This is a genomic window from Myxosarcina sp. GI1, from assembly GCF_000756305.1.
GTDB lineage: Bacteria > Cyanobacteriota > Cyanobacteriia > Cyanobacteriales > Xenococcaceae > Myxosarcina.
In genome coordinates this window covers 33574-55320 of sequence record NZ_JRFE01000043.1, presented here as the reverse complement: position 1 = coordinate 55320, position 21747 = coordinate 33574, and the positions used below count along the sequence as shown (strand labels likewise).

The 21747-nt window shown below is 39.2% G+C and carries 23 protein-coding genes and 1 pseudogene; 14 read left to right on the top strand and 10 right to left on the bottom strand.

All coding sequences use genetic code 11. The features are described 5' to 3' along the window. Positions 1 to 11: 11 nt before the first annotated feature. Genes KV40_RS25780 through KV40_RS25770 form a run of 3 tightly spaced genes read right to left on the bottom strand, consistent with a single transcriptional unit; the run spans position 12 to position 5314 of the window. Positions 12 to 3293: a helicase-related protein gene (locus tag KV40_RS25780; protein WP_036487343.1), complete on the bottom strand. Its 3282-nt coding sequence runs from the start codon at positions 3291 to 3293 to the stop codon at positions 12 to 14. A gap of 21 nt (positions 3294 to 3314) precedes the next feature. Further along, positions 3315 to 4010, bottom strand: coding sequence for a leucine-rich repeat domain-containing protein (locus KV40_RS25775; RefSeq protein WP_052055965.1), 696 nt, complete (start codon positions 4008 to 4010; stop codon positions 3315 to 3317). Between the two features lie 26 nt (positions 4011 to 4036). After that, positions 4037 to 5314 carry an Eco57I restriction-modification methylase domain-containing protein gene (locus KV40_RS25770; RefSeq protein ID WP_256381170.1) on the bottom strand — a complete coding sequence of 426 codons (1278 nt, stop codon included), beginning with the start codon at positions 5312 to 5314 and terminating at the stop codon, positions 4037 to 4039. Between the two features lie 131 nt (positions 5315 to 5445). On the opposite strand from KV40_RS25770, the gene KV40_RS25765 reads away from it, so the two are divergent. Both KV40_RS25765 and KV40_RS25760 read left to right on the top strand, forming a co-directional pair. Then, positions 5446 to 5724: a helix-turn-helix domain-containing protein gene (locus KV40_RS25765; protein ID WP_036476788.1), complete on the top strand. Its 279-nt coding sequence runs from the start codon at positions 5446 to 5448 to the stop codon at positions 5722 to 5724. Next, positions 5709 to 6557 carry an IS630 family transposase gene (locus KV40_RS25760; RefSeq protein WP_072013741.1) on the top strand — a complete coding sequence of 283 codons (849 nt, stop codon included), beginning with the start codon at positions 5709 to 5711 and terminating at the stop codon, positions 6555 to 6557. The genes KV40_RS25765 and KV40_RS25760 overlap by 16 nt, the downstream gene beginning before the upstream one ends. A 7-nt stretch (positions 6558 to 6564) precedes the next feature. Here the strand turns inward: KV40_RS25760 and KV40_RS25755 are convergent, their stop codons facing one another. Both KV40_RS25755 and KV40_RS25750 read right to left on the bottom strand, forming a co-directional pair. Then, positions 6565 to 8571 carry an Eco57I restriction-modification methylase domain-containing protein gene (locus KV40_RS25755; RefSeq protein WP_036487410.1) on the bottom strand — a complete coding sequence of 669 codons (2007 nt, stop codon included), beginning with the start codon at positions 8569 to 8571 and terminating at the stop codon, positions 6565 to 6567. 129 nt (positions 8572 to 8700) lie between these two features. Continuing rightward, on the bottom strand, positions 8701 to 8973 hold the full coding sequence (locus KV40_RS25750) for a DNA-binding transcriptional regulator (protein ID WP_216595723.1): 273 nt from the start codon (positions 8971 to 8973) through the stop codon (positions 8701 to 8703). Between the two features lie 410 nt (positions 8974 to 9383). Between KV40_RS25750 and KV40_RS25745 the strand changes: the two genes are divergently transcribed. From KV40_RS25745 to KV40_RS25700, 10 genes are all read left to right on the top strand, one after another. Continuing rightward, positions 9384 to 10568, top strand: a complete 1185-nt coding sequence (locus KV40_RS25745; RefSeq protein ID WP_256381169.1) for a diguanylate cyclase domain-containing protein — start codon at positions 9384 to 9386, stop codon at positions 10566 to 10568. A gap of 109 nt (positions 10569 to 10677) precedes the next feature. Further along, complete coding sequence (rpoZ, locus tag KV40_RS25740) at positions 10678 to 10926, top strand: DNA-directed RNA polymerase subunit omega (protein WP_072013907.1); 249 nt, start codon at positions 10678 to 10680, stop codon at positions 10924 to 10926. Between the two features lie 49 nt (positions 10927 to 10975). Next, a complete protein-coding gene (locus tag KV40_RS25735) occupies positions 10976 to 11668 on the top strand; it encodes a thermonuclease family protein (RefSeq protein ID WP_036487339.1) in 693 nt (230 codons plus the stop codon). 74 nt (positions 11669 to 11742) lie between these two features. After that, positions 11743 to 12117 carry an MbcA/ParS/Xre antitoxin family protein gene (locus tag KV40_RS25730; protein ID WP_036487337.1) on the top strand — a complete coding sequence of 125 codons (375 nt, stop codon included), beginning with the start codon at positions 11743 to 11745 and terminating at the stop codon, positions 12115 to 12117. Then, positions 12080 to 12727 (top strand): RES family NAD+ phosphorylase, encoded by a 648-nt coding sequence (locus KV40_RS25725; protein ID WP_172657342.1) that lies wholly within the window; start codon positions 12080 to 12082, stop codon positions 12725 to 12727. Before KV40_RS25730 ends, KV40_RS25725 begins: the two co-directional genes overlap by 38 nt. A gap of 4 nt (positions 12728 to 12731) precedes the next feature. Then, the gene (locus tag KV40_RS25720) at positions 12732 to 13082 is read left to right on the top strand and encodes a hypothetical protein (RefSeq protein ID WP_036487333.1); all 351 of its coding nucleotides are present in this window, start codon (positions 12732 to 12734) and stop codon (positions 13080 to 13082) included. A gap of 179 nt (positions 13083 to 13261) precedes the next feature. Next, positions 13262 to 14788 (top strand): FAD-binding domain-containing protein, encoded by a 1527-nt coding sequence (locus tag KV40_RS25715; protein WP_036487331.1) that lies wholly within the window; start codon positions 13262 to 13264, stop codon positions 14786 to 14788. Between the two features lie 107 nt (positions 14789 to 14895). Continuing rightward, positions 14896 to 16008 (top strand): MotA/TolQ/ExbB proton channel family protein, encoded by a 1113-nt coding sequence (locus tag KV40_RS25710; RefSeq protein WP_052055963.1) that lies wholly within the window; start codon positions 14896 to 14898, stop codon positions 16006 to 16008. A gap of 3 nt (positions 16009 to 16011) precedes the next feature. Further along, the gene (locus KV40_RS25705; RefSeq protein WP_036487329.1) at positions 16012 to 16455 is read left to right on the top strand and encodes a hypothetical protein; all 444 of its coding nucleotides are present in this window, start codon (positions 16012 to 16014) and stop codon (positions 16453 to 16455) included. After that, the gene (locus KV40_RS25700) at positions 16452 to 17150 is read left to right on the top strand and encodes a hypothetical protein (RefSeq protein ID WP_036487327.1); all 699 of its coding nucleotides are present in this window, start codon (positions 16452 to 16454) and stop codon (positions 17148 to 17150) included. Before KV40_RS25705 ends, KV40_RS25700 begins: the two co-directional genes overlap by 4 nt. A 58-nt stretch (positions 17151 to 17208) precedes the next feature. Here the strand turns inward: KV40_RS25700 and KV40_RS25695 are convergent, their stop codons facing one another. Continuing rightward, complete coding sequence (locus tag KV40_RS25695) at positions 17209 to 17964, bottom strand: SDR family oxidoreductase (protein WP_036487325.1); 756 nt, start codon at positions 17962 to 17964, stop codon at positions 17209 to 17211. Positions 17965 to 18085: 121 nt separating this feature from the next. On the opposite strand from KV40_RS25695, the gene KV40_RS25690 reads away from it, so the two are divergent. After that, entirely contained in the window at positions 18086 to 18919 is an 834-nt protein-coding gene (locus KV40_RS25690) for an alpha-hydroxy acid oxidase (RefSeq protein ID WP_081942937.1), read from the top strand. On the opposite strand, the gene KV40_RS25685 is transcribed toward KV40_RS25690, so the two are convergent. Continuing rightward, the gene (locus tag KV40_RS25685) at positions 18820 to 19668 is read right to left on the bottom strand and encodes an IS630 family transposase (protein WP_072013741.1); all 849 of its coding nucleotides are present in this window, start codon (positions 19666 to 19668) and stop codon (positions 18820 to 18822) included. The two genes, KV40_RS25690 and KV40_RS25685, sit on opposite strands and share 100 nt — an antisense overlap. Further along, positions 19653 to 19931 (bottom strand): helix-turn-helix domain-containing protein, encoded by a 279-nt coding sequence (locus KV40_RS25680; protein WP_036476788.1) that lies wholly within the window; start codon positions 19929 to 19931, stop codon positions 19653 to 19655. Before KV40_RS25680 ends, KV40_RS25685 begins: the two co-directional genes overlap by 16 nt. A gap of 79 nt (positions 19932 to 20010) precedes the next feature. Here KV40_RS25680 and KV40_RS25675 point away from each other — a divergent pair. Next, a pseudogene (locus KV40_RS25675) lies at positions 20011 to 20370 on the top strand (alpha-hydroxy acid oxidase); the annotation flags it as partial. A gap of 105 nt (positions 20371 to 20475) precedes the next feature. Here the strand turns inward: KV40_RS25675 and KV40_RS25670 are convergent. Beyond that, positions 20476 to 20967, bottom strand: a complete 492-nt coding sequence (locus KV40_RS25670; RefSeq protein WP_052055962.1) for a thermonuclease family protein — start codon at positions 20965 to 20967, stop codon at positions 20476 to 20478. A gap of 48 nt (positions 20968 to 21015) precedes the next feature. Then, positions 21016 to 21378, bottom strand: a complete 363-nt coding sequence (locus KV40_RS25665) for a hypothetical protein (RefSeq protein WP_036487321.1) — start codon at positions 21376 to 21378, stop codon at positions 21016 to 21018. Between the last annotated feature and the right edge of the window lie 369 nt (positions 21379 to 21747).

The following is a 21747-nucleotide window of genomic DNA, read 5'->3' as shown; positions in this document are numbered from 1 at the left end:
CAATGTTTTTATCAATTAGGCTTAAACCATTGATAGCAAACCAACTGTATATCTTCTCTTTTAATTACTTCTAAAATACTGAAATTAATTGTTTCTTCAATCTCGTTATAAAGCTTGTTATCGATAAAAAACTCATCAAGCTCATAAATCAGCAAATTTAAATCTTTATTTGCAACAAAATTATTCCAAATTAACTTGATATCTTTTTCAAAGACGCGAAGATTGACTGTAGTAATAACATTTAATATTTTTTCTTTTGCTTCTTCATCTACAGTTTCAAGTCCAAATAAACTCGGTTGCGCGAGTGCCTCATTAATTTTTTGAAAGACTTTGTTGAGCTTTGGTCTTAGTTTGCTGCTGGTCTGCTGCTGCTGAAAATAAGTCAGCAAGTGACTCGTTGCAGTATCTAAAACTCTAAAGATAGCAGGATCGAACTGTACGGGTGGCAACTCATTTGGAGGTGGAAAATCTGATTCTTCGCACTTAAGCCAGCTAAAGATTTTACGCTTGTCAGTCTCCAACCTGTCTGGTTCGGTAATAATGTGTCCGTTAAAACGAGGATAAAAATGCCAAAAATGTTTATCTCTAGCTCGGAAAGCCAAAAATAATCCACCATCGCGAATATTGGGATCGGGAATATTAAAGTAACGAGTACTATGTATTCCTAAAGGTATTTCTTCAACTGCTTCTGCGGTTTTTTGTTGAATAAACTCCAGTAGAGGTAAACGCATTTCATCGAGAGATACTAAATCTGCTGCTTGTTCGAGAGCTTCTAAAATAGCTTCTTTCTCTGCCTGAGTATCTGCTTGTTTTAGTCGATATAATTCCTCTAAAGACTTTTCAGATATAGTTTCTCCTAATACGCTAGCGTCAAGTCCCACCTCGCGATCGATTGTTGCAATTCTCTGCTGTAGGCGTTCTACCAATCCGAGTAGATTTTCTAAACCTTCTTCTGGAAAACAGTTGTAAACATAAAGAGTCTCGTAATCAGTTCCCAAGCGGTCGATTCTCCCCGCTCTTTGAATCATTCTGACAGGATTCCAGTGAAGATCGTAATTTACCAGTATTCCTGCATCTTGTAAATTTTGTCCTTCCGACAATACATCAGTACAAATGAGAATATCAATTGGATTCTGCTGCAATATACCCAATTCTTCAGGATGCTGATGATTGGCTTTGGGAGCAAAACGCTTGACCTTTTCTTCGCGATGTTTTCCAGAACTGTCACCAGTGATCAGTTCGATTACTGGCTCTCTCATTTGAATCAGCCACTCGCGATCGCTAACTAATTGCTCGTACAAATACTTTGCAGTGTCTTTGTAGTAACTAAATACTAGAATCTTTTGACCTTTGAGTTTATTTAATAGCAACTCCTTGAATGCTACTAATTTGCGATCGTAATCCTGAAGATTTTCTACCGACTGCTGAATTTCATCTAAGGACTTGAGAATACCATTGAGAATATTTAGGTCGGATTGAATTTGCGCTTGCAGGCGATCGATTTGGTAATCTTTTGGCTCCACTTCTTCTAAAGCACCAATAATAGTCTCGATCGCTTCTTCTCCATCTTCATCCGTTTGAGTAGCGAGAAGCAACTTACGGAAATTCCTGCTATCTAGTAATTTTTTTTCTCTCGTCAAAATTTCATAAAATTTGGCTTGAAAATTCCTTTGATTGCCAATACTGTTAGTAAATGCGGTAAGAGAACTTTCCAAACGTTTGAGATAAAGAGCTTTCTGGAGAGAAACTAAAGCATCGTTGCGTTTGATTTCATTTTTTTCTTGGTTAGAGGTGCGCTTCTTAAAAGCTTTGATATTGTAAGGAGCAAGTTGAAGTAGATCGATCCGCTCGGCAATACCAGCATAAAGTCCAGCAAAACTAGCTTCAAAGTTATAGGTAAATTGCTCTAACTCTCTCTTGGGAAAGTGAATAAGTTTGCCACCGACCCTAATTTCTTCTCCTGCTGCCTGTCGCCTGATAACATCTTGACGACTGCGCCTGACCATTGTTTGTAAGAGCAATTCTGTTATTTCAACCTCGCCCTTAGCTAAAGCTCTGAAATAACCTTTTAGTTTGGAAATTCCCCATTCTCTGTAATATGTTTCCTCACCACGAGTCAGTAATAAAATCTGATGGTATAGATCGAAAACACTGTTATTGATAGGAGTGGCAGTAAGCAACAGTACTTTCTTGTTGCGGTTGCCAGTGGTAATCAATTTAAGTAGATTGTTAAAGCGATTTGTAGCACTATTACGGAAACTATGGGACTCATCAACAACTACGATGTCATAGTAATGATATCGACGAAGATCGAAATCTTTGCGGCTTACCGTTTCTTGAGAGACAACATCAGCGTAAATATTATAGTCACGTAACTTTTTAATCCAAACCAGATCGCGTAACTGAGCGGGACATACTACTAAAGCGCGAGGAACGTGACCAGGGCGGCGGTCTTTAATCAAGTAATAATCTAGTACGCGCAAACCAATATAAGTTTTACCCAAACCAACTGCATCAGCTACGATACAGCCTCTATGCTTCTCAATTAATCTAACTGCTCTTTCAAACCCTTCCTGTTGAAAATTAGCTAATTCTAAAGAAGTGCGATCCCCCTCTCCTACAACTGCATCATCTTTAAATAGTTCGTAGAGTGCTTTGAGAAATACCTGATAAGGAGTATAAGGCTTGCTGCCAAACTTAGAGGCATCAAGAGCATCAATGAGCTTGGCTTTGTAATCTAGATCTACACTAGGGTCGTTCCAAAATTTCTCAAACCAGTTTTCTCTTAAATCACGGGCGATCGCCTGGTTTTTGTTGAGAATATTTAATTCGGTATTACCGCTAATGCCAGAAGGGGTAAAGTTACTCGAACCTACAATACTAAAATGGTCAAAGATATAGGCTTTAGCATGAAGAAACTGCGATTTTTCACCCATAGCTCCAAATAACCTAACTTGTATATATTCCTGTTGTAGATAGGCTATTAGTCGATCGATTTGGTTTTTATATTCCTGCTTAAATGGTTCATTTTCTAGCTGATGCTGAATATTTTTGCGAAAGTAGCGAATTAAATCGATGCGATCGCTCTCTGCTGGACGAATGGCAGGGTCGCGCCCAATGAGAAGGCGTAAGTTGATAAGACGGTTCATAGCTTCTTCCAAACGCAACCATGCCTCAATGCGGAAAAAGCCAGTAGCAATATCGAGAACGATTTGCTGTTCGTTCTCAATCAATATTTTAAGAATATCCTCTAATTTATGTTGGGAATTATCTATATAATCTGGTAGTGCCATATTTATACTTGACAATTGAATTTAATTACGAAGAAAAAATATACATTTAAATTCGGGTTTTATCGGACAAGTTTCATCGGTAATATTATTATCATTGAGATATACAGTTCTAATATTTTCTAGATTTTTTAATGAAGTAATATCGGAAATATTATTACCGCTTAATACGAGATACTTAAGATTAACTAAAGAAGCAATTGGCGAAATGTCATGAATTTTATTTTGACCTAGTTTTAACTCCTCAAGCTCAGTTAGACTTCTAAGAGGAGTTATATCTGTAATCTGATTTCTTCCAAGATCTAAATATTCTAATTTATCCAATTTTTGTAGAGATTGAATATCAGATACATTAGCATGGTTGAAGGTAATACTAGTTAAATGAGTCAGCGTTTGAAAAGGTCTTAAATCTAAACTTTCGTTATCTTCACCAAAAATGACAACATAGTTTATCTTTAGTAATCTGCTACTGGCTAAATTGCAATCTGATGTATCTACTTCATTTAGTAATTCATCTATAGTATTTCTCGTGCTTTTCTCAAGATTATTTTTGTTGTTACACCAATCAGCAAAACCAGTAAACTTGTTTATGTCTATAGTTTCAACAAAATTATTTTCTACTACTTTATTGTTTGGTTGGCTCTGATTTTTAAAGGACAACCAAAAAGAAAAAATAACTACTCCTATTAAAAATATTTTATGATTGTTGTTAAAGCTCATATATTATTAGCATTTAAAAATTTAATTTAGTTTAAATCAAAATTTATTATTTTTATTTCTTGTGCAGTTAAACCGTAGAGGTATGCTACTTTATCATTTATTTCTGCTTCCCATTCTTCTACATTTTGTTTTTTAGCATTCAAGCATTTTTGAACTAAATTAGATATAGAGTTCTGCTCTTTTTTTGAAGCTTTAGAAATTGGAATTTGAAAAAGATTTTCTCTGTAAGCTTGTAAGTAGCCATTTTGTAAATCAGTACAAATATGACTAAGAAACCACCACCCTATTGAAGAATTTAAAATAGCTGCAACATATTCGTTGATTCTCGAAACTGTATAAAGAGCATCGTTATGTAAAAAATTATTTTTATCAAAAGCAAATGTCGCTACATTCATAAAACGACCAAGAATAATTTTAGGGGTTTCAAATTCATCCCAATAAGCACAAGACCTTAATTCCCAAAAGTATTTACCTTGATCGCAGCGTTTAACTAACCTTTCTCTAAATAACTCAAACCGAGCATAAATAGCTGGATAAGTTTTAGCAAAAATCTTTTCAGCTTCTTTATCCGATTTATTAGACCAAAGATGTTGTTTGTTTTCAGAAGATTCTATTTTGATTAAATATTGTTCGGCAAAGTTTACACTCCACCTTTTTACATCCCTTCCTCTCAGAAACGGCTTCAATACTTCAGCCGATGATGAATGTTCGGCAATTAGGCGATCGCGTGTGGCTCGATCGACTACAAAAGCTTCATTCAATCCAGTTTTAATACCGTAATAAAACCTTCCATTTACATACTTCCCTAATGGTGTACCAGCATTCCGTAGCTTATCCAACAACCGCAGCACTTCGGGAGATTCCAACCGCCAGCCATCGGAAGTTAGTTGTTGTTGAGCGATGTAAAAACTTTGGGTTTTAAAAACATTAGCAAATTCACTGAGGGGTTGTTCTTTGTCCCAATTCAAAATACGAGTTTGACAATCTTCTGATTTAGCTTTGCTAACCTGGATAATGCTAGGGTAAGCAATCGCTTCAAAAACAGAAGCATCTCCAAAATCAATTAAATACCGTACCGTCGCCCGTTCTCCCAAATACTCGCGTAGCTTCTCACCATAACCAGAACGGAAATATTTATTGGAGGAAATGTAAGTTAGCACACCACCCGATCTTAGTAACCGATACCCTTTTTCAAAGAAGTAAACATAGAGATCGGCAACTCCCGTATAGCATTCATACTCTTCTTTTAGGGCTGGTTTTAGTTCTTTTATTTGCTCTTGTCTTACGTAAGGAGGATTACCAATTACAATATCAAACCCGCCTTTTACTTCAAAAACATCTCGAAAATGTAGGTAAACCCCGTCCAGTTTGAAAACTGGAGTTTTGGCTCAAAATCAAATAGGCTGATTAAGAGAAGAAAAATAAGATCGATTTGATGTTAAAAGTAGATTACGCTCGTTGGAATCAAAGCAAAGAGTTATTAAGAACAGAGGCATTGGCTGCCAAACATCCTCGAACAAGAGAGAGACTGATGGCATTGTATGAAATTAGTGAAGGGAAAAGTGCTACAAAGGTAGGGGAACAAACCCGAAGAAATCCCCAAACAGTAATGGAATGGGTGCATCGTTATAATCAAGAAGGTCTCAAAGCCGTCGAGTATCAAAGAACGGGAGGAAGAAACCCTTTTTTTCCGAAACGGTGCGAAAAGATTTAGGGAATCAAATCCAGAAAGCTCTTTTAAGGTCAGCATTAGCACCACAAGAAAGAGGGAGGAAATCTCAAGGGTTTCCACGTTGGACGTTAAAAAGATTCGTCCACTGGCTGAAACAGAAGTGGAAGATAAATTGTTGTCGAGAGACAGTCAGAAAAACTCTTAAGCAGATGGGTTTTTCCTGGAAGAAAGCGAAGAAGTTGCTTAATAAAGGCAATACCGCCAAAAGAGCTGAATTTGTCGAACAAATTACTGAATTATTAGAGGATGCACTTCATCAAAAGCGATTAATTATCTATATTGATGAAGCCCATATACATTTAGATACCGATGAAGGTTACGGTTGGTCAATTCGGGGAGAAAGGTTTTGGGTCAGCTCTAGTTCTCCTGGAAGAAAGAAAGTCTCTTTTTATGGTGTTTACCTCTATAATCAGGCGCAAACCAGAATTTTTCCTTATGAGAAAGCAGAGAAAATTAATACCATTGATGTTCTCAAAAAGTTGCGAGTCGAATTTCCCCAGCAACAAATAACTGTGGTTTGGGATGGCGCACCATATCATCGTGCTAAAGTGGTCACCGAGGCAGCATCAGCAATGGACATCCATCTTCTACAATTACCTGGCTATAGCCCAGATTTTATGCCTGTCGAACATCTTTGGCAATGGCTCAGAGAAGACATAACTTATCATGTTTGTTATGACCAACAACAAGAGTTAATTTCTGCTGTTGCTGATTTTCAGCATCTAATTAATACTACTCCACTGTTTTTAAGCGATCGCTTGTGGGTTAAAAAACACCTCGATCCAGAAGAAGAAAAACTACGGTTTTCAAAGTAGATGCGGTTTAATACTGAAAAAATGAGAGCGATCGCTTTTTATTTTCTACATCGAGCGACAACTTATCTAATTCTGATATTTGGGCTGCTATTGCTACTTGTTTCTTTTCAGTATTTTTAGTAAGTTTGCCTTTTTTACTAATAGTATTATTGAGTTTTTCTTCTTCGCTTTTCCAGAAATTAAGGCGTTCGGCAATAGCAACTCTAAAGATATTTGCTTCTGCTTCTAATATCTTCTTTTTTAACTCGGCACGTTCGTCAGTTTGAGCATCGAAATACTGCTGCTGTAGTTCTAATAGAGGCTGAATTGCTTGTTGTATGGGTGTAACTTTGAGTTGAAGCTGTACTGCATCTCTATTAGTTACTGGATCTGGAATGAGAACTTCTCCGTTGATGGTAGAGATTAAAGAATCGCCACACATTAATTTATATTCGAGATTGGGCAATGGTTCTACATCGTCAATATCGGGAATATCAACCACTAGAGACAGCCACATTCTCAATTTACCTATTTCTATCGCTTCTGGCTTAATATCTACTCCGTAAAGGTTATTAGCGATAATGTTTCTCTTGAGCCTATTTATTGCCAAACTGCCTCGTCGAATGGGATTCCCTTCTCGTTCGGCAATAGATTGATAGGCATTTAGTATTACCTGCATCATGCCCATTGGAAAAGCAGCCGAGCCGACAGCGGGGTCTAAGCATTTAAGACTTTGTAATGCCAGCTTTAACTTTCGCGCCTGTTGGCGTGATATTAATTCTTTAAAGTAGTCTGCTGGCTGTTCGGGGTCAAACTCGATAATCTTTTTGACCGTTTCTAAATCCATTTCCGTCTCATCAGACAGATAACGAGCCAACACCTCAGTACACATGAAATGAACAATCTCGCGAGGTGTATAAAAAGTACCGCTTTTGCCTCTTTCTTCTACCTCCAGCATATTTTCAAAAACTTTACCCAACATCTCTGGATCTACCGCTACATCTTCATCTCCTTCAACGTTTTCGGCTACAGTAAAGTTATAACTGTTAAAGAAATTAAGAATGCTATTAGACTCGCCTGGATCGAATAAGGAGTTCGGTATTTCTATTCCCTTTGGTGTCTCTAATCCTGCGGCATCTTTTATATTTTTTCCATAGTCTCGATTAAATAAACCTCCATTAAGGTAGGGAATTTTACCCCAAGGAGAATTTCCATTAGGACGCTGTTTATTCAAAGTTTCAAAAAATAAAGGTTCTAAAACCTCGATATAGTAATCACTATCTTCTACGTCTAGTTTTAGCTTTCGATACTGCGTACTTAAAAAAGAGCGATCGCCAGCCAAAAATTCCTTCTTCTGTAAGAAATAGAGAAACATTATTCTTCCCAGAAAACGTTGAGCGAATTGATGTAGGCGATCTCGATCTTCAAAATAAGGATGGTTATTGCGATCCTTAATTACCTGTCGAACGCGATCGAATAATTCTTTGTAACCTTTGAAAAACTGCTTGGTTAATTTCTCAACATCAAAAGCTTCGCACTGAGCTTGATATAGTTCTAGAGGATTTTTATCTCGAACGGCAATCGCCTCTAATCTATCTCTGTCATAGTTCGTTGGATTGGTGCGATCGATCGACAGTTTGCGAATCCCAACTCTTAAGTTCATCTGCTCGTCAAAACTCTTGCGAGGATTAACTAGCATTAATTGGTTGTAATCTTTAGTGCCAAGCAACAGAAAATTGGATGGTCTTCTACATAAACTCTTGGCGATCGAGCGCATTCGACTACTGGCAACCGAAGGCGAACTGAATTCCTCTGGCTGTAGATGAAATAGCAATACTTGCAGTTCGCTATTTCCTTGATTGGCAATTAGATATGCGTTTTGAGTAGCTTCAGTACTACGGGCTGGTAACTCTAAATCGTTGACATCAAGTTGATTGGCTTTAGCGTTATAACCTAACTTACTAAAAAGAAAAGCTATTTTATCTGGTGTTTGGATCTGTCTTAGATCGTCGAGTTGCAGTAATCTTGTAGGCATCGAGCGCAAGGGGATTTACATAGAAAAAAGGCACTAAGTATCCCCCCACACATCTGTAGATGCGTTGGTGTTAGATATTAGTGAATGGTGAAATTCCGTCTTGCTTAGTAACAGGAAGGGTCTATAGCTTTAACTATTGGACTCGGTAGCATACTGCTTGAGCAGCTTCTCACCTCTTTCTCCCAACTCTGTAAGCTTTGTCTCGATTAGCTTTGAAGCAGCAGACGAAGGTTTTGATTTCCCCCGTTCCCATCTACTGATGCTAGAAAAAGAAACCTCCAAACTGTTTGCCAATTCCTCTTGGGTCAAGTCAAGTTGTTGTCGTAACTCCTTAATAAGTTGACCTACAAAGGGTTGTTTGAGTTTTTTGATTCTTGGTATTTCCATTAATGCTGCTGGCATTCGAGAGTGCTTATGACTAAGCAAGTGCTGTGTATTTCGCTCACTATCTTGGCTACTCAATCGATATAAAGACTGTAATATCAACGCAGTTCTAATTGTGATAGGCGGCACTGACAAACAATAGAGATATGCTTAACAATAGTCAGAGATAGGCAAAGCCTAAGTCGCGCAAGCCAATCACAATTACTCATTTAACTAATTCTATAAAGGCATGGCAGCAGAGACGAAAACTTCAAAAATCTCAATTGTTATTGGCAAATTGGGAATATTAAAAGAAAGTCGCCTGTACGAAAAAAATGGCTCGATTGACTGAAGATCCAAAACTATTAGAATTATTCATCCATCATGCTCCTGCGGCAATCGCTATGTTAGACAGACAAATGCAGTATTTGCTAGTTAGCGATCGCTGAATTAAAGATTATCGGTTAGAGAAAACTGAAATAATCGGTCGTTCTCACTATGAAGTCTTTCCTGAAATTCCCCAACGCTGGCGACAAGACCATCAAGATTGTCTCGCAGGAAAGGTAGAGGTTCTTACAAGTAAAGAAGATAGTTTTGTCAGGGCTGATGGCAGACTTGAATGGCTGCGTTGGGAACTACGCCCCTGGTTTGATTTTGAAGGTGAAATTAGCGGTTTGCTGATGTTTAGTGAAGTTATTACCGAGAGAAAAATATTAGAGCAACAACTGTTAGCTGAGAAAGAGCTAGCACAAATTACCTTAAGCTCGATTGGCGATGGAGTAATTACTACCGATGCTCTGGGTAAGGTAAGCTATCTCAATCCTGTAGCCGAACGACTTACTGGCTGGAGCCTGTCAGAAGCGACAGGAAAAGCGATAGGAGACGTTTTTCGGCTTATCGAGTGTTTTTCTAGAAAACCTCTAGTCAATCCCGTAAACTTAGTTCTAAAAGACAATCGAGTTCGCCAACTCCCTAAAGATACCCTATTGGTCGCACAAGATGGCACTGAAATTGCTCTTGAAGATTCTGTAGCACCAATTCAAGATACTCAGGGCAATCTTATTGGAACTGTTGTTGTGTTTCGCGATGTCACCAAAATTCGCGAATTAACTAGCAAATTATCCTGGCAAGCTACCCACGATACTTTAACTGGTCTGTCTAATCGACTTCATTTTGAAACTCAAGTAAAATTGGCAATTGAAGACTCTCAAGTTAATAAGACTCAACACGTTATAGCTTATCTCGATTTAGACCGCTTTAAAAGCGTTAACGATATTTGCGGTCATTTAGCTGGAGATGAACTACTCAAACAAATAACCGCACTACTCAAACAAAGAATTCGGACTTCAGATGTTTTCGCCCGTTTGGGTGGTGATGAGTTTGGAATCTTGTTCTACAAATGTAACTTTAAAATAGCGCAAAACATTGCCGAACAGCTTCGACGCTTAGTTCGAGACTTTGATTTTGTTTGGCAAGATAGAGTTTTTAAAATTAGTGTCAGTATCGGTTTGGCTGCGATTGCTCCAACTACAAACAATCTAACCGAGATTTTAAGTCGGGCAGATACAGCCTGTTATGCTGCCAAAAGAAAAGGGCGTAATAGCGTTTACCTAAGTAAAGCGACCAATTATTAACCGTTAAACAAACCGCTACAATATTTCTTTTCAGTTATAGCTTGCCGATATTTTTTAGATGTTTGAGGGAATGCTGTTAGTATGAAATTTCTTCTCAGCCATCTTGCTCATGAAAACTTCAGATACTTCTCAAGTAATGTTCTGTACCGACGAACTAATGAATGCTGCATCAAATCGCTATCGCATTGTGGTTCAGGTAGCCAATCGAGCTAAACGCCGCCGTTACGAAGACATGGATAATTACCAAAACGAGTCAGTTCAAAAACCCGTTAATCGAGCCATTGTTGAAATGTCCGATGAGCTTACTCAATCAGAAATTATCGGCGAAAATGAGGATTTTTCACCAAGAACTTATTAGAGGCAAGCTTCAATTTGGGCACAATAAGTAGGTAATTAGCACTTTTCTCATGAGAACAATAACTGTCATCTGTGCCTCACTTTTAATTTCCAACTTAACTTCCGTATCTGTAGTTGCTAGCTCGATACTAGAAAATGTCAAAGTTGTTAGCATTGGCGACGGAGATACCATTCGCATCGAGAAAAACTCTCAAACTATTACCATCAGATTAGGCTGTATTGATGCCCCAGAATCTCGCCAAAATCCTTATGGCAACAATGCTAAAGCTCGTTTACAAGAGCTTTTGCCTGTCGGACAGTCTGTCAGCTATCAAGTTATTGATACCGATCGCTACGACAGAACCGTTGCCGAAGTCTATCGGCGAAATCAGTCGATTAATTTGACTATGGTTAAAGAAGGTCATGCTGTTGTCTATCATCAATATTTGAACGGCTGTAAGTTAACTAAAGATTCTTACCTTGCTGCCGAAAATAATGCCAAGCAGAAACGACTTAACTTCTGGAGTGCTTCGGAATTAGTTATGCCTTGGGACTTTCGCAAAGGCAGAAGTAGTTCCAGCCAACCAACAGCTAATCAAAATAATGATAGTAATTGCGATGCCAGCTACCCAGATGTCTGTATTCCGCCCTATCCACCTGATTTAAATTGCGGTGATATCAGCTTTCGACGCTTCAAGGTCAAAGGTAGCGATCCTCACAACTTCGATCGCGATCGCAACGGTATTGGCTGCGAATCTAATTAAATCATACGACAAAAAAAATGCAGTTTAAACGACATTCATAGTAGAATGAATTAGTAAGAACTTAAATTGTACACATGGCTCAAACCATACCCAAGTTACAACCAGTTTTACCAATTTACAATTCTGGTGAATTGAGTCTCAAACAACTAGCTAGTTTTATTGGGGTCAATCAGTCTCAAATGGCAAAAATAGCTGCGGTCAATCCTCGTACAGTCGATCGCGACATAGCTTCAGAAAAAACTACCAAAAAGCTACAGCCCTTAATTCATTTATTAAAGATGCTCATGCTGCTGACGGATGGTTCTGCCGATAATATTCGCTCTTGGCTAAAAGAACCGTTAGTTGAATGGTATGGCGAATCCCCTTTAGATAGTTTGCTAGAAAACGATCTGCAAGCTGTCGAACAACTTGTTGGCAGAATTTACGAAGGCGATTCGGCTGGCTATTGACATCTCAATGGATAATGAAGCAGTCAAACGACAGCAGCAGTTGCTGCAAACCATCGAACAGGTAGATTTAGAGCGAGCTACGATTGCCTCAGTCGATGGTTATTATTACCGTACTACGAATCTTCGCTACGCTAAAGACCCCCTAGCAACTATCGGAGCCGAAAAATACGGAGGAAGATACAATTTCAAGCCTCCTGATGGCTATTCTATTCCCTGCCTTTACTGCGGCGAAGAAGATCTTACCGCAACTACAGAAAAGTTCTACGGTTTGAAGCGTAGCCGTACTTCCTTACCGCCTCATGCAGTTTTTGCTATTAAAGTTACTTTAAACCACGTTCTCGATTTAAGCGATCGCGTCTACTGTCAGGCAGCTAATATTGATTGGCAGGGAATCAATCAACCTTGGGAATATTTTCAAGATCGGTTGAAAACACCTTCTTACAGTCAAAAAATTGGCGAACTTGCCTATAATTTTGCTTCAGTTGAAGCAATTAAGTTTGTCTCAACCAAACAGCCTAGCAAACACAACTTGGCTATCTTTACAGATAAACTATTATTCAGTTCGATAGTAAAAGTTTACGACCCTAAAAACGATCTCAACCAAATTTAGCTTTATGAGCGAACTAATCAGAAGACGACAAAGAAAAAGAGCCGATACCTCAGATCCTTTTATTGAACTTTCTACCAAATCATTGTCACCCCCACAAGACATCGAACCAACTTCTGCCGATGTTCCTCCAACAAACTCAGAACCTATTACCGAAGAAAAACGACAATTACCTGTTTCATCTTCAGCCGCAGATAAGCAACGATATATAGACCGCATTTGTGCCGAAATAATAGAAGACAACCACCACTGTGACTTGGCTGACTCGGAATATTGGGACGGCTCTCATAACCGTTCGTCTTCTTATAGCGAACCATTATCCGACGAGTATTGTCACTTTCTCGGTGGTTATGAATAATTTTTATCTGCCATGCAGCCGAAGATTCGATACCTTGTAAAATTACAACTCTGGCAGAGTTAACAGCGGCAATTGAAACTTTGTGAAACCAAAAAATGCTAATTCTAGCTAGCAACTTATATCAGTATTTATGTACTATAATTTATTGAGTAATCTAAGATAGCCATAGCATAGTCTGAATGCAGATAATTTGGTTTCGTCGCGACCTACGCTTAAACGATAATGAGATTGTTGCCGAAGCTTGTAAGAACCAGCAAGAAGTTTTGCCCTGCTTTATTATCAACCCCTGGTTCTATCAACAACCAGAAATAGGAACGGCAAGAGTACGATTTTTATTCGAGTCTTTGACAAATTTGGATGCTAACTTAAGAAAGCTAGGTAGCAAACTGTATCTTTTTGAAGGCGAATCGGTTGCCGTTATCCGAGCTATTACGCGATCGCTACTAGCGTTGAACAAACAACCCAAGCTCTATTTTAATCGCGATGTACAGGTGCAATATGGTATCGAGCGCGATTGCCAAATTCTAGATTTCTATGGGCAGCATAACTTAGAAACACATCTTGGTAAAAATCATTTCCTGCAAAATGAGGAATGCTACGAAACTTACTGGCGGGATTATCATAATTATCAGGAGCGATCGCTTTATCCCAGACCCAGAAAGATTAATACTCCTCAACTCGCTTTAGGACAGATAGATTATGACGGACTCCAGCAGAAATATTGCCGCTACTTCCAGACACGGAAGCTGTACTATTTCCTTGGCGGTGAAAATAAGGCAGATAAGACACTTCAGAATTTTTTAGACTACAGGTATCGGGGCTATCACTGGAAAATGTCCCGTCCCTGGCTAGCTCAACGGGGAGCTTCATCCCATCTATCACCGCATCTGGTTTTTGGAACGATTTCGACGCGCAGGATATATCAGTCCGCATCTAAGTTACTACAGGAACTATCACCCCAATCAAAAAACGCTTTCTCACTTAAAGCCTTTCTAGATCGCCTACGCTGGCACGATAAGTTTACTCAAAGACTATTCTTCCACCCCCAACTGGTAGTAAAAAATCGCTACCCAGAATTTGACGATTGGTATTCTCTTGAAGAACTAAGCGCAGAAAAACAAGAACTGTTTCTGGCTTGGTGCGAAGGACAAACTGGTTTTCCGCTAGTCGATGCTTCAATGCGGCAGTTAAATCGAATGGGCTGGATGAATTTTCGGATGCGTTCGATGTGTGCGACCTTTCTAACAATTAACTGTGGTGTTTCCTGGCATCATGGGGCGCGTTACTTCATGTCGCGTCTAGTTGATGGCGACATCGCTATCAATCATTGGCAGTGGCAAATGCAGTCGGGAATTACTAACCCTATGAGTAAGACTTTTAGAATTTACAACCCAACCAAAAATTTACAAGAGAAAGATCCAGACTTACAGTTCGTTCGCCACTGGATACCAGAACTGCGCGGTCACAGCATGGAACAACTATTAGCTAGAGATTATCAAAATAATAGCTACCCTCAACCAATCCTCGATTGGAAGCAAACCCGTTTGACCAACGGTAAGGTAGTTTCCCAAATAAGAGCTAAAGTTAGGGAACGCTTAGAAAAAGAAGGAGGGGAAGAATACAAAAGTGCTTTAGGTGCAAAAAAGACCGTAGAAAAATATTTTACAGCTAAAGACCGACAATATCGAAACTTGAAAAAGTCTTAATGATAAAGTAGACCGCAATTTAGGTTAATTAAGTACGTAAATTATATAGAGTTTTTGGGAACTATAAGCAGCAGATAGAAAATATTAGAGCTTAAGAATTGTTCATCATGAGTACCGCCAACAATAAGCAAATAAATCTAGAGTATGCCGATTCGCTACATCAGGTGCTGAACATAGATTTATTGAAGGTATTTGCTTTTGGGATCGTTACTACCATTGGTATTTATGGGGGAATTTTACTCACTGGTAGTTCCTATTTAATTGATTTGCTTTACAATCGTGGCTTTACTCAGTATTTAGTGATTTTTTTGGCAAGCTGCGTATCTGTGTTTATCTGCTTTAAATTCAGAAAAATTTATGCCGAGCGCAAGCTATTGACCAAAGAAATCATTCCCGCTCGAACTGCTTTTATCAATCATAACTCCTATGAAATAGCTAGTTTGCAGAAAAGTTTGGCACAAGCTAAAAGTTTGCTTGCCATTCGCTGTAGTCGAGTAATCGCTTCCTATATCACTACAGGCGACCGCCAAACCGTAGCCGATTTTATCACTGATGATTCTTCATTTTTTACCGCAGCTTCGGCATCTTCTTATGTTTTACCTCGTATTGTAGTTTGGGCAATTCCGCTACTGGGTTTTATCGGAACTGTTGTCGGAATAAGTAGTGCGGTAAATGGATTTTCTAGCTTTTTATCTAGTGCCGAAGAAATCGAACAGATTAAAGAGGGCATTGGTTTGGTAACTAGCGGTTTGGCAGTAGCTTTCGATACAACACTGTTAGCTTTGCTTCTCAGCGTTTTGGTAATGCTTCCTTTAGTAGCAGTAGAAAGACTAGAATCCCAGCTATTGCTGTCGGTCGATATCTATCTTAACGATCGCATTTTATCTAAGCTCAAGAACAAAGAGCTAGAAACTCAGGCTGCGGCTAATAGTCCTACCGAAAAAATGGTTGAAGAAGTCAGTCGAGTACAGCAAATAAATTCTCAGTTACTCAAACAAATCGAGCTAACCACTTCAGCATTAGAACAACAAGCATCTGTGGTCGAACGTCTCCAACAAAACGTACAAACAGATAGTTCTTCAAAATCTTCAACTTCTTCTCAATTAGATTTTGTTTTAGAACGGGTAAATCACAATTTATCCCAGCTAGAACCCATACTTAGAGAACTCAATCTACCCCGCCGTTTAGTATTAGTCGAAGAAAAAAACAAAGAATCCTAACTAATGCACCAACGTCCTACTACTCCAACTACTGAAGTCGAGTTGTTTCCTTTTCTCTCGGTTTTATTTTGCACGATCGGTACGCTGATTTTGATTGTAGTACTGTTGGTAGCTCAGGCTGCTGGCAGTAAAAAAAACATCACTATTGTTTCTAAAAGTAATTTACTCGAACAAACCAAGCAACCACGCTATATTGAAGCTCAAGGAGACGGCATAATCATTCATCCGACAAAAACCTTTGTCGCAACTAAAGATATAGCTACTAATAATTCTGCTTTGAGTAAGCTGTTTGCCGAAATTAAGTCCCGAAACCAAGAATATTTAATTGTTGCTATTAGACCTGACGGAGTGAAGGTGTTTGCCGAGTTGAGAGAGTTAATTGAAGCTGAAGGAATCGAGCTTGGCTACGAACCAATAGATAGCGATTGGCAACTAAAAATCAAATGAAAAAAAGACAATATTTGAACCAAACTAATCCCACTCAAAATTTTGATTCTTTTTTAGACATCCTTACCAACACGGTTGGAGTTTTAATTTTTATCTGCCTGTTTGTCTATTTGGTTGCAGCACAAGCTACAAATGTCATCCGCACTCCTATGGCAACAGATACTAACAAAACTCCAAAATTTTTTGAGGTACGCGACGGACGAGTTTACTTTCTTAACAGCGATGAAGTGCAGCAGAAAGTCGAGCGTTTTGCCGAATCCCTTCCTCAATGCTATAAACCTAATATTCCCGATCGCTTTCACCCCGATTTATATGATTATTATCTGGAAAAAGCTTTAGAGTATCGCGACTGCTACGAAAGAAAGACTGCGGCTATAGAAAATCTGGAGATCGATACCAAGTATTATGATGTTTTTCTCAGTGAGAACACTATTGCCTACAAACATAAAAAAAATGTCGAAGGAGAAATCCCGTCACAGTTAACTCTAGATACATCTGAGTTTCAAACCACGTTAGAAAATATCAATCCTGAAACTGAATTTTTAGCTTTTCTGGTCAAGTCTGATAGCTACGAAGCCTTTCGTGCTGCTCGTAAAATAGCCTGGGACTTGGGTTTTGATGTTGGTTGGGAACCCCAAACCGTTGACGAACCACTTATTTTTAGCTCTGGCGGGCGCAGTATTGGCATTCAATAGTTTTTTGCCAATTTTTACCAAATACTTTTTCCGAAATATCGCACTAAAAAATTAATACTTACAATCGCGAGAAAAGTTGCAACCAATCAACATTTTCAGGTCTTTCTCCATCGTTGACAATTGAAAAATCTTTATTAATAGTATTGTCAGAAAATAATGATTCTACGCAAGCGTTAGCTACATCGATACGACTGGTTTCTCCGCTAAAGCAATCGCCTGATTCTATTTTTACTCCTTTCTTACCATCAGTTTTAGCCCGAAGCAGTGTATTTAAATCATAGGAAGTATAAGGACCATCAATTAATCTAGCTGGTCTGATAATTGTATAAGGAATACCAGAACTAACAATCGCTTTTTCTCCTGCCAACTTAGCATCAAGTACCCCGAAGGCATTAAGAATATTGTAGGGCAGTTCATCTTTTCGTAATACCCCTGCCGAAGAGACAAATACTAATCTTTTTAAATCTGACGGTGCAGCAGCAACTAGGTTCTTTACTCCTTTACTATCTACTGCTTCAGGAGTATTAGAAGGTTGAAAGAAATTGGTAAAATCCCAACGCAGAGAAGGAAAAGCAGTAGTTCCCGTACAGCAAATAATATAATCTATATCCCGTACAGCTTCAGCTAGAGTATCGGAATAACGAATATCTCCCTCCACAGCATCAACTCTATTGTCGAACATCGATCTTGCTTTAGCTCTGGTTCTAGTCAAAGCCCGAACCTGAAGATTTTTAGCTAGTAGTTTTGCTACCACTAACTGTCCGACACCACCCGTAGCACCTGCAACCAGAATTTTATCTCTTTCCGATACCATATTCGATCGTTCGACTTTTAAACATCATTCAAATAATAAGCGATTGCCTCTGGCACCCACGAAGCGAATGCTAGACTTCTAGTAAAATTATCTCAAAGTAAAAGTTATCTAGCCAATAACCTTGAACAGACCAATCAATCTATTTGAATACGAAGTCACTGCCAAACAGCATTTAAAACCAATGGCTCTCGATTATTACCAGAGCGGTGCTTTGGATGAAATTACTTTGAGAGAAAATCGTTTAGCCATCAATCGCTATCGACTTCGCCCCAGAATGTTAGTCGATGTAAGTCAGCGTAATTTGACCACCAAACTCTTAGGACAAACTCTAAACGTACCCATTCTCATTGCACCGATGGCTTTTCAGTGTCTAGCTAATTCAGAGGGTGAAATTGCCACTGCTCAAGCCGCAGCCACTAGTGGAGTGGTAATGATACTCAGTACCTTGTCTACTAAAAGTTTAGAAGCAGTCGCTACTCAAAAACAGAATACGCCTCAATGGTTTCAACTCTATATTCATCGCGATCGCTCTCTTACTGAAACCCTGGTACGACGAGCCGAAGCTGCTGGATATGAGGCTTTATGTTTGACCGTAGATGCCCATATGTTAGGCAAAAGAGAAAGCGATCGCCGCAATCAGTTTACTTTACCTAAGACAATGGAACTGGCTAATCTCGTTTCCATGACCAATTTGGCTATTCCTCAAACGTCACAAGAGTCGGGTTTGTTTGCCTATTTTGCCCAACAAATAGATCCGAGCGTTACCTGGAAGGATTTAGAATGGTTGCAGTCGATTACCTCTTTACCCGTGCTAGTAAAAGGAATTTTGCGAGGCGATGACGGTCTAAACCGCATCTACTTTGAAAACCGTAGTTTTTCTTCTTCTGGATCGAGGTGTTTTTTAACCCACAAGCGATCGCTTAAAAACAGTGGAGTAGTATTAATTAGATGCTGAAAATCAGCAACAGCAGAAATTAACTCTTGTTGTTGGTCATAACAAACATGATAAGTTATGTCTTCTCTGAGCCATTGCCAAAGATGTTCGACAGGCATAAAATCTGGGCTATAGCCAGGTAATTGTAGAAGATGGATGTCCATTGCTGATGCTGCCTCGGTGACCACTTTAGCACGATGATATGGTGCGCCATCCCAAACCACAGTTATTTGTTGCTGGGGAAATTCGACTCGCAACTTTTTGAGAACATCAATGGTATTAATTTTCTCTGCTTTCTCATAAGGAAAAATTCTGGTTTGCGCCTGATTATAGAGGTAAACACCATAAAAAGAGACTTTCTTTCTTCCAGGAGAACTAGAGCTGACCCAAAACCTTTCTCCCCGAATTGACCAACCGTAACCTTCATCGGTATCTAAATGTATATGGGCTTCATCAATATAGATAATTAATCGCTTTTGATGAAGTGCATCCTCTAATAATTCAGTAATTTGTTCGACAAATTCAGCTCTTTTGGCGGTATTGCCTTTATTAAGCAACTTCTTCGCTTTCTTCCAGGAAAAACCCATCTGCTTAAGAGTTTTTCTGACTGTCTCTCGACAACAATTTATCTTCCACTTCTGTTTCAGCCAGTGGACGAATCTTTTTAACGTCCAACGTGGAAACCCTTGAGATTTCCTCCCTCTTTCTTGTGGTGCTAATGCTGACCTTAAAAGAGCTTTCTGGATTTGATTCCCTAAATCTTTTCGCACCGTTTCGGAAAAAAAGGGTTTCTTCCTCCCGTTCTTTGATACTCGACGGCTTTGAGACCTTCTTGATTATAACGATGCACCCATTCCATTACTGTTTGGGGATTTCTTCGGGTTTGTTCCCCTACCTTTGTAGCACTTTTCCCTTCACTAATTTCATACAATGCCATCAGTCTCTCTCTTGTTCGAGGATGTTTGGCAGCCAATGCCTCTGTTCTTAATAACTCTTTGCTTTGATTCCAACGAGCGTAATCTACTTTTAACATCAAATCGATCTTATTTTTCTTCTCTTAATCAGCCTATTTGATTTTGAGCCAAAACTCCAGTTTTCAAACTGGACGGGGTTTAAAAGCATTAGAACATGGAGCTAAAGGCATCATCGTTTCTAATCATGGAGGAAGACAATTAGATGGGGCGATCGCTACTTTTGAGGCTCTCCCAGAAATTGTCGAGGCAGTGGGAGACAAAATCGAAATTTTAGTAGATGGTGGGATTCGTCGGGGAACCGATATTCTCAAAGCTTTGGCATTGGGCGCGAAGGCGGTATTAGTCGGTCGTCCAGTTTTATGGGGTCTAGCTGTAAACGGAACGAAGGGGGTTGCTCATGTGTTGCAATTGTTGACAGAAGAATTAGATTTGGCAATGGCTTTAAGCGGCTGTGCTTCCCTCGAAGACCTTGACTCTAGTTTAGTACAATTGAATTAAAATTGGCTCTGAGTCTATCGATCTTATCAATCTTTAAATGTCGATGTTCGTTTTTCAAAAGCAGCGATTACGCTCCGCGTACTGGCAGAGCCAATCGCCAAACCTCTAACGCTTCCAAATACCTAATTTATTTTCTCTAGCTATTTCTTCTGCCCATTTCAATTCTTCATTGCTAAGACAATGACTAAAATTTCGTTCATCATGTCTAGCCATACCTTTTTCTACCATCCAAGTATTAAGGTGAATCTCTGACTCAAAATCGGGCTTAAGCATTACCCAAGCTTCATAAGTTTCCTTTCTTTTCTCAAGCTGAACCGTACCATCACCTTTATTAACAAGCGATCGCAAATAATCTCTAGCTTCCTCTCCTACTGCTGAAATGCCACACAGGCGAATGGTTTTAGTTTCATTATCACGAACTATAGTAAAGCGATCGCTTGCCGTAACCTCAACTACTTGCCAGGGATTATATTTAATAGATCTAGATTTATACTCCAGCCAAGAGTAAGAGCTAGTAGAAATTAGAGCGATCGCACCAGAGACAAGAATTAAAGGTTTGCGATAGCGGAGATAAAAGAGAAATAGCTTGGCTTTCATTGACTGAGAAAAAACATTTACTTTAGTTTTCCCAAAGACAAAGCTAAGTCAAACAGAATCATCCATCCAGCCACATTCAGGACAATCATAGTGAACTAATCTTTCATTAAACCTATATCTGCACTGAGGACAGACACCAGTAAACACGGGATGAGTATCGAGTATCTCTAGCTGTTCTGCCTGAGTGTAGCTAGAGGGACGATTGGGAATTAGTTCGTCGTTGTACCAGCTATATCCTTCAGGACTCCATTGTTCTGCTTTCTCTGCATTCGGGTTTGGTCTAAAATCCATGCAGCGTAGCGAAGCCATGCCGTCAGGCTTATCGCTTGTTACACCATCAGGATGCACCGCGCAAACAAAGTAAGGATTATGGGCGTAGAGGAGACAGCGATCGCAGTCGGGAATTTTCATATAGCGTCAACTGAGAGCAGCAGCTAGGAGCAAAGCACTATAATAGCTGACTTCTGGAATAGAACTGCATCATAACAACTAATAATCCTACTGCCACAGCCCAAATTGCCAGTGTCCTACAACTGACTGAATCCGATGTAATTCGCTCAAATAAACGTTTGCCTCTTTGATAAATAGTCATTTCTATCATCCTCCGAACTATTAAATGTCAACTAAGTCATTATTTAGTCAGGATTTCAAATTCAATTTTCTGAAAAGTCAACGATTGCCATTCAGTCTGTAACTAATTATTGCTGACGGCTACCACACCACGAATGCCATCAATAGACATCTAATAACGACTTATACCTAGATTGTGTACCAAGCTTC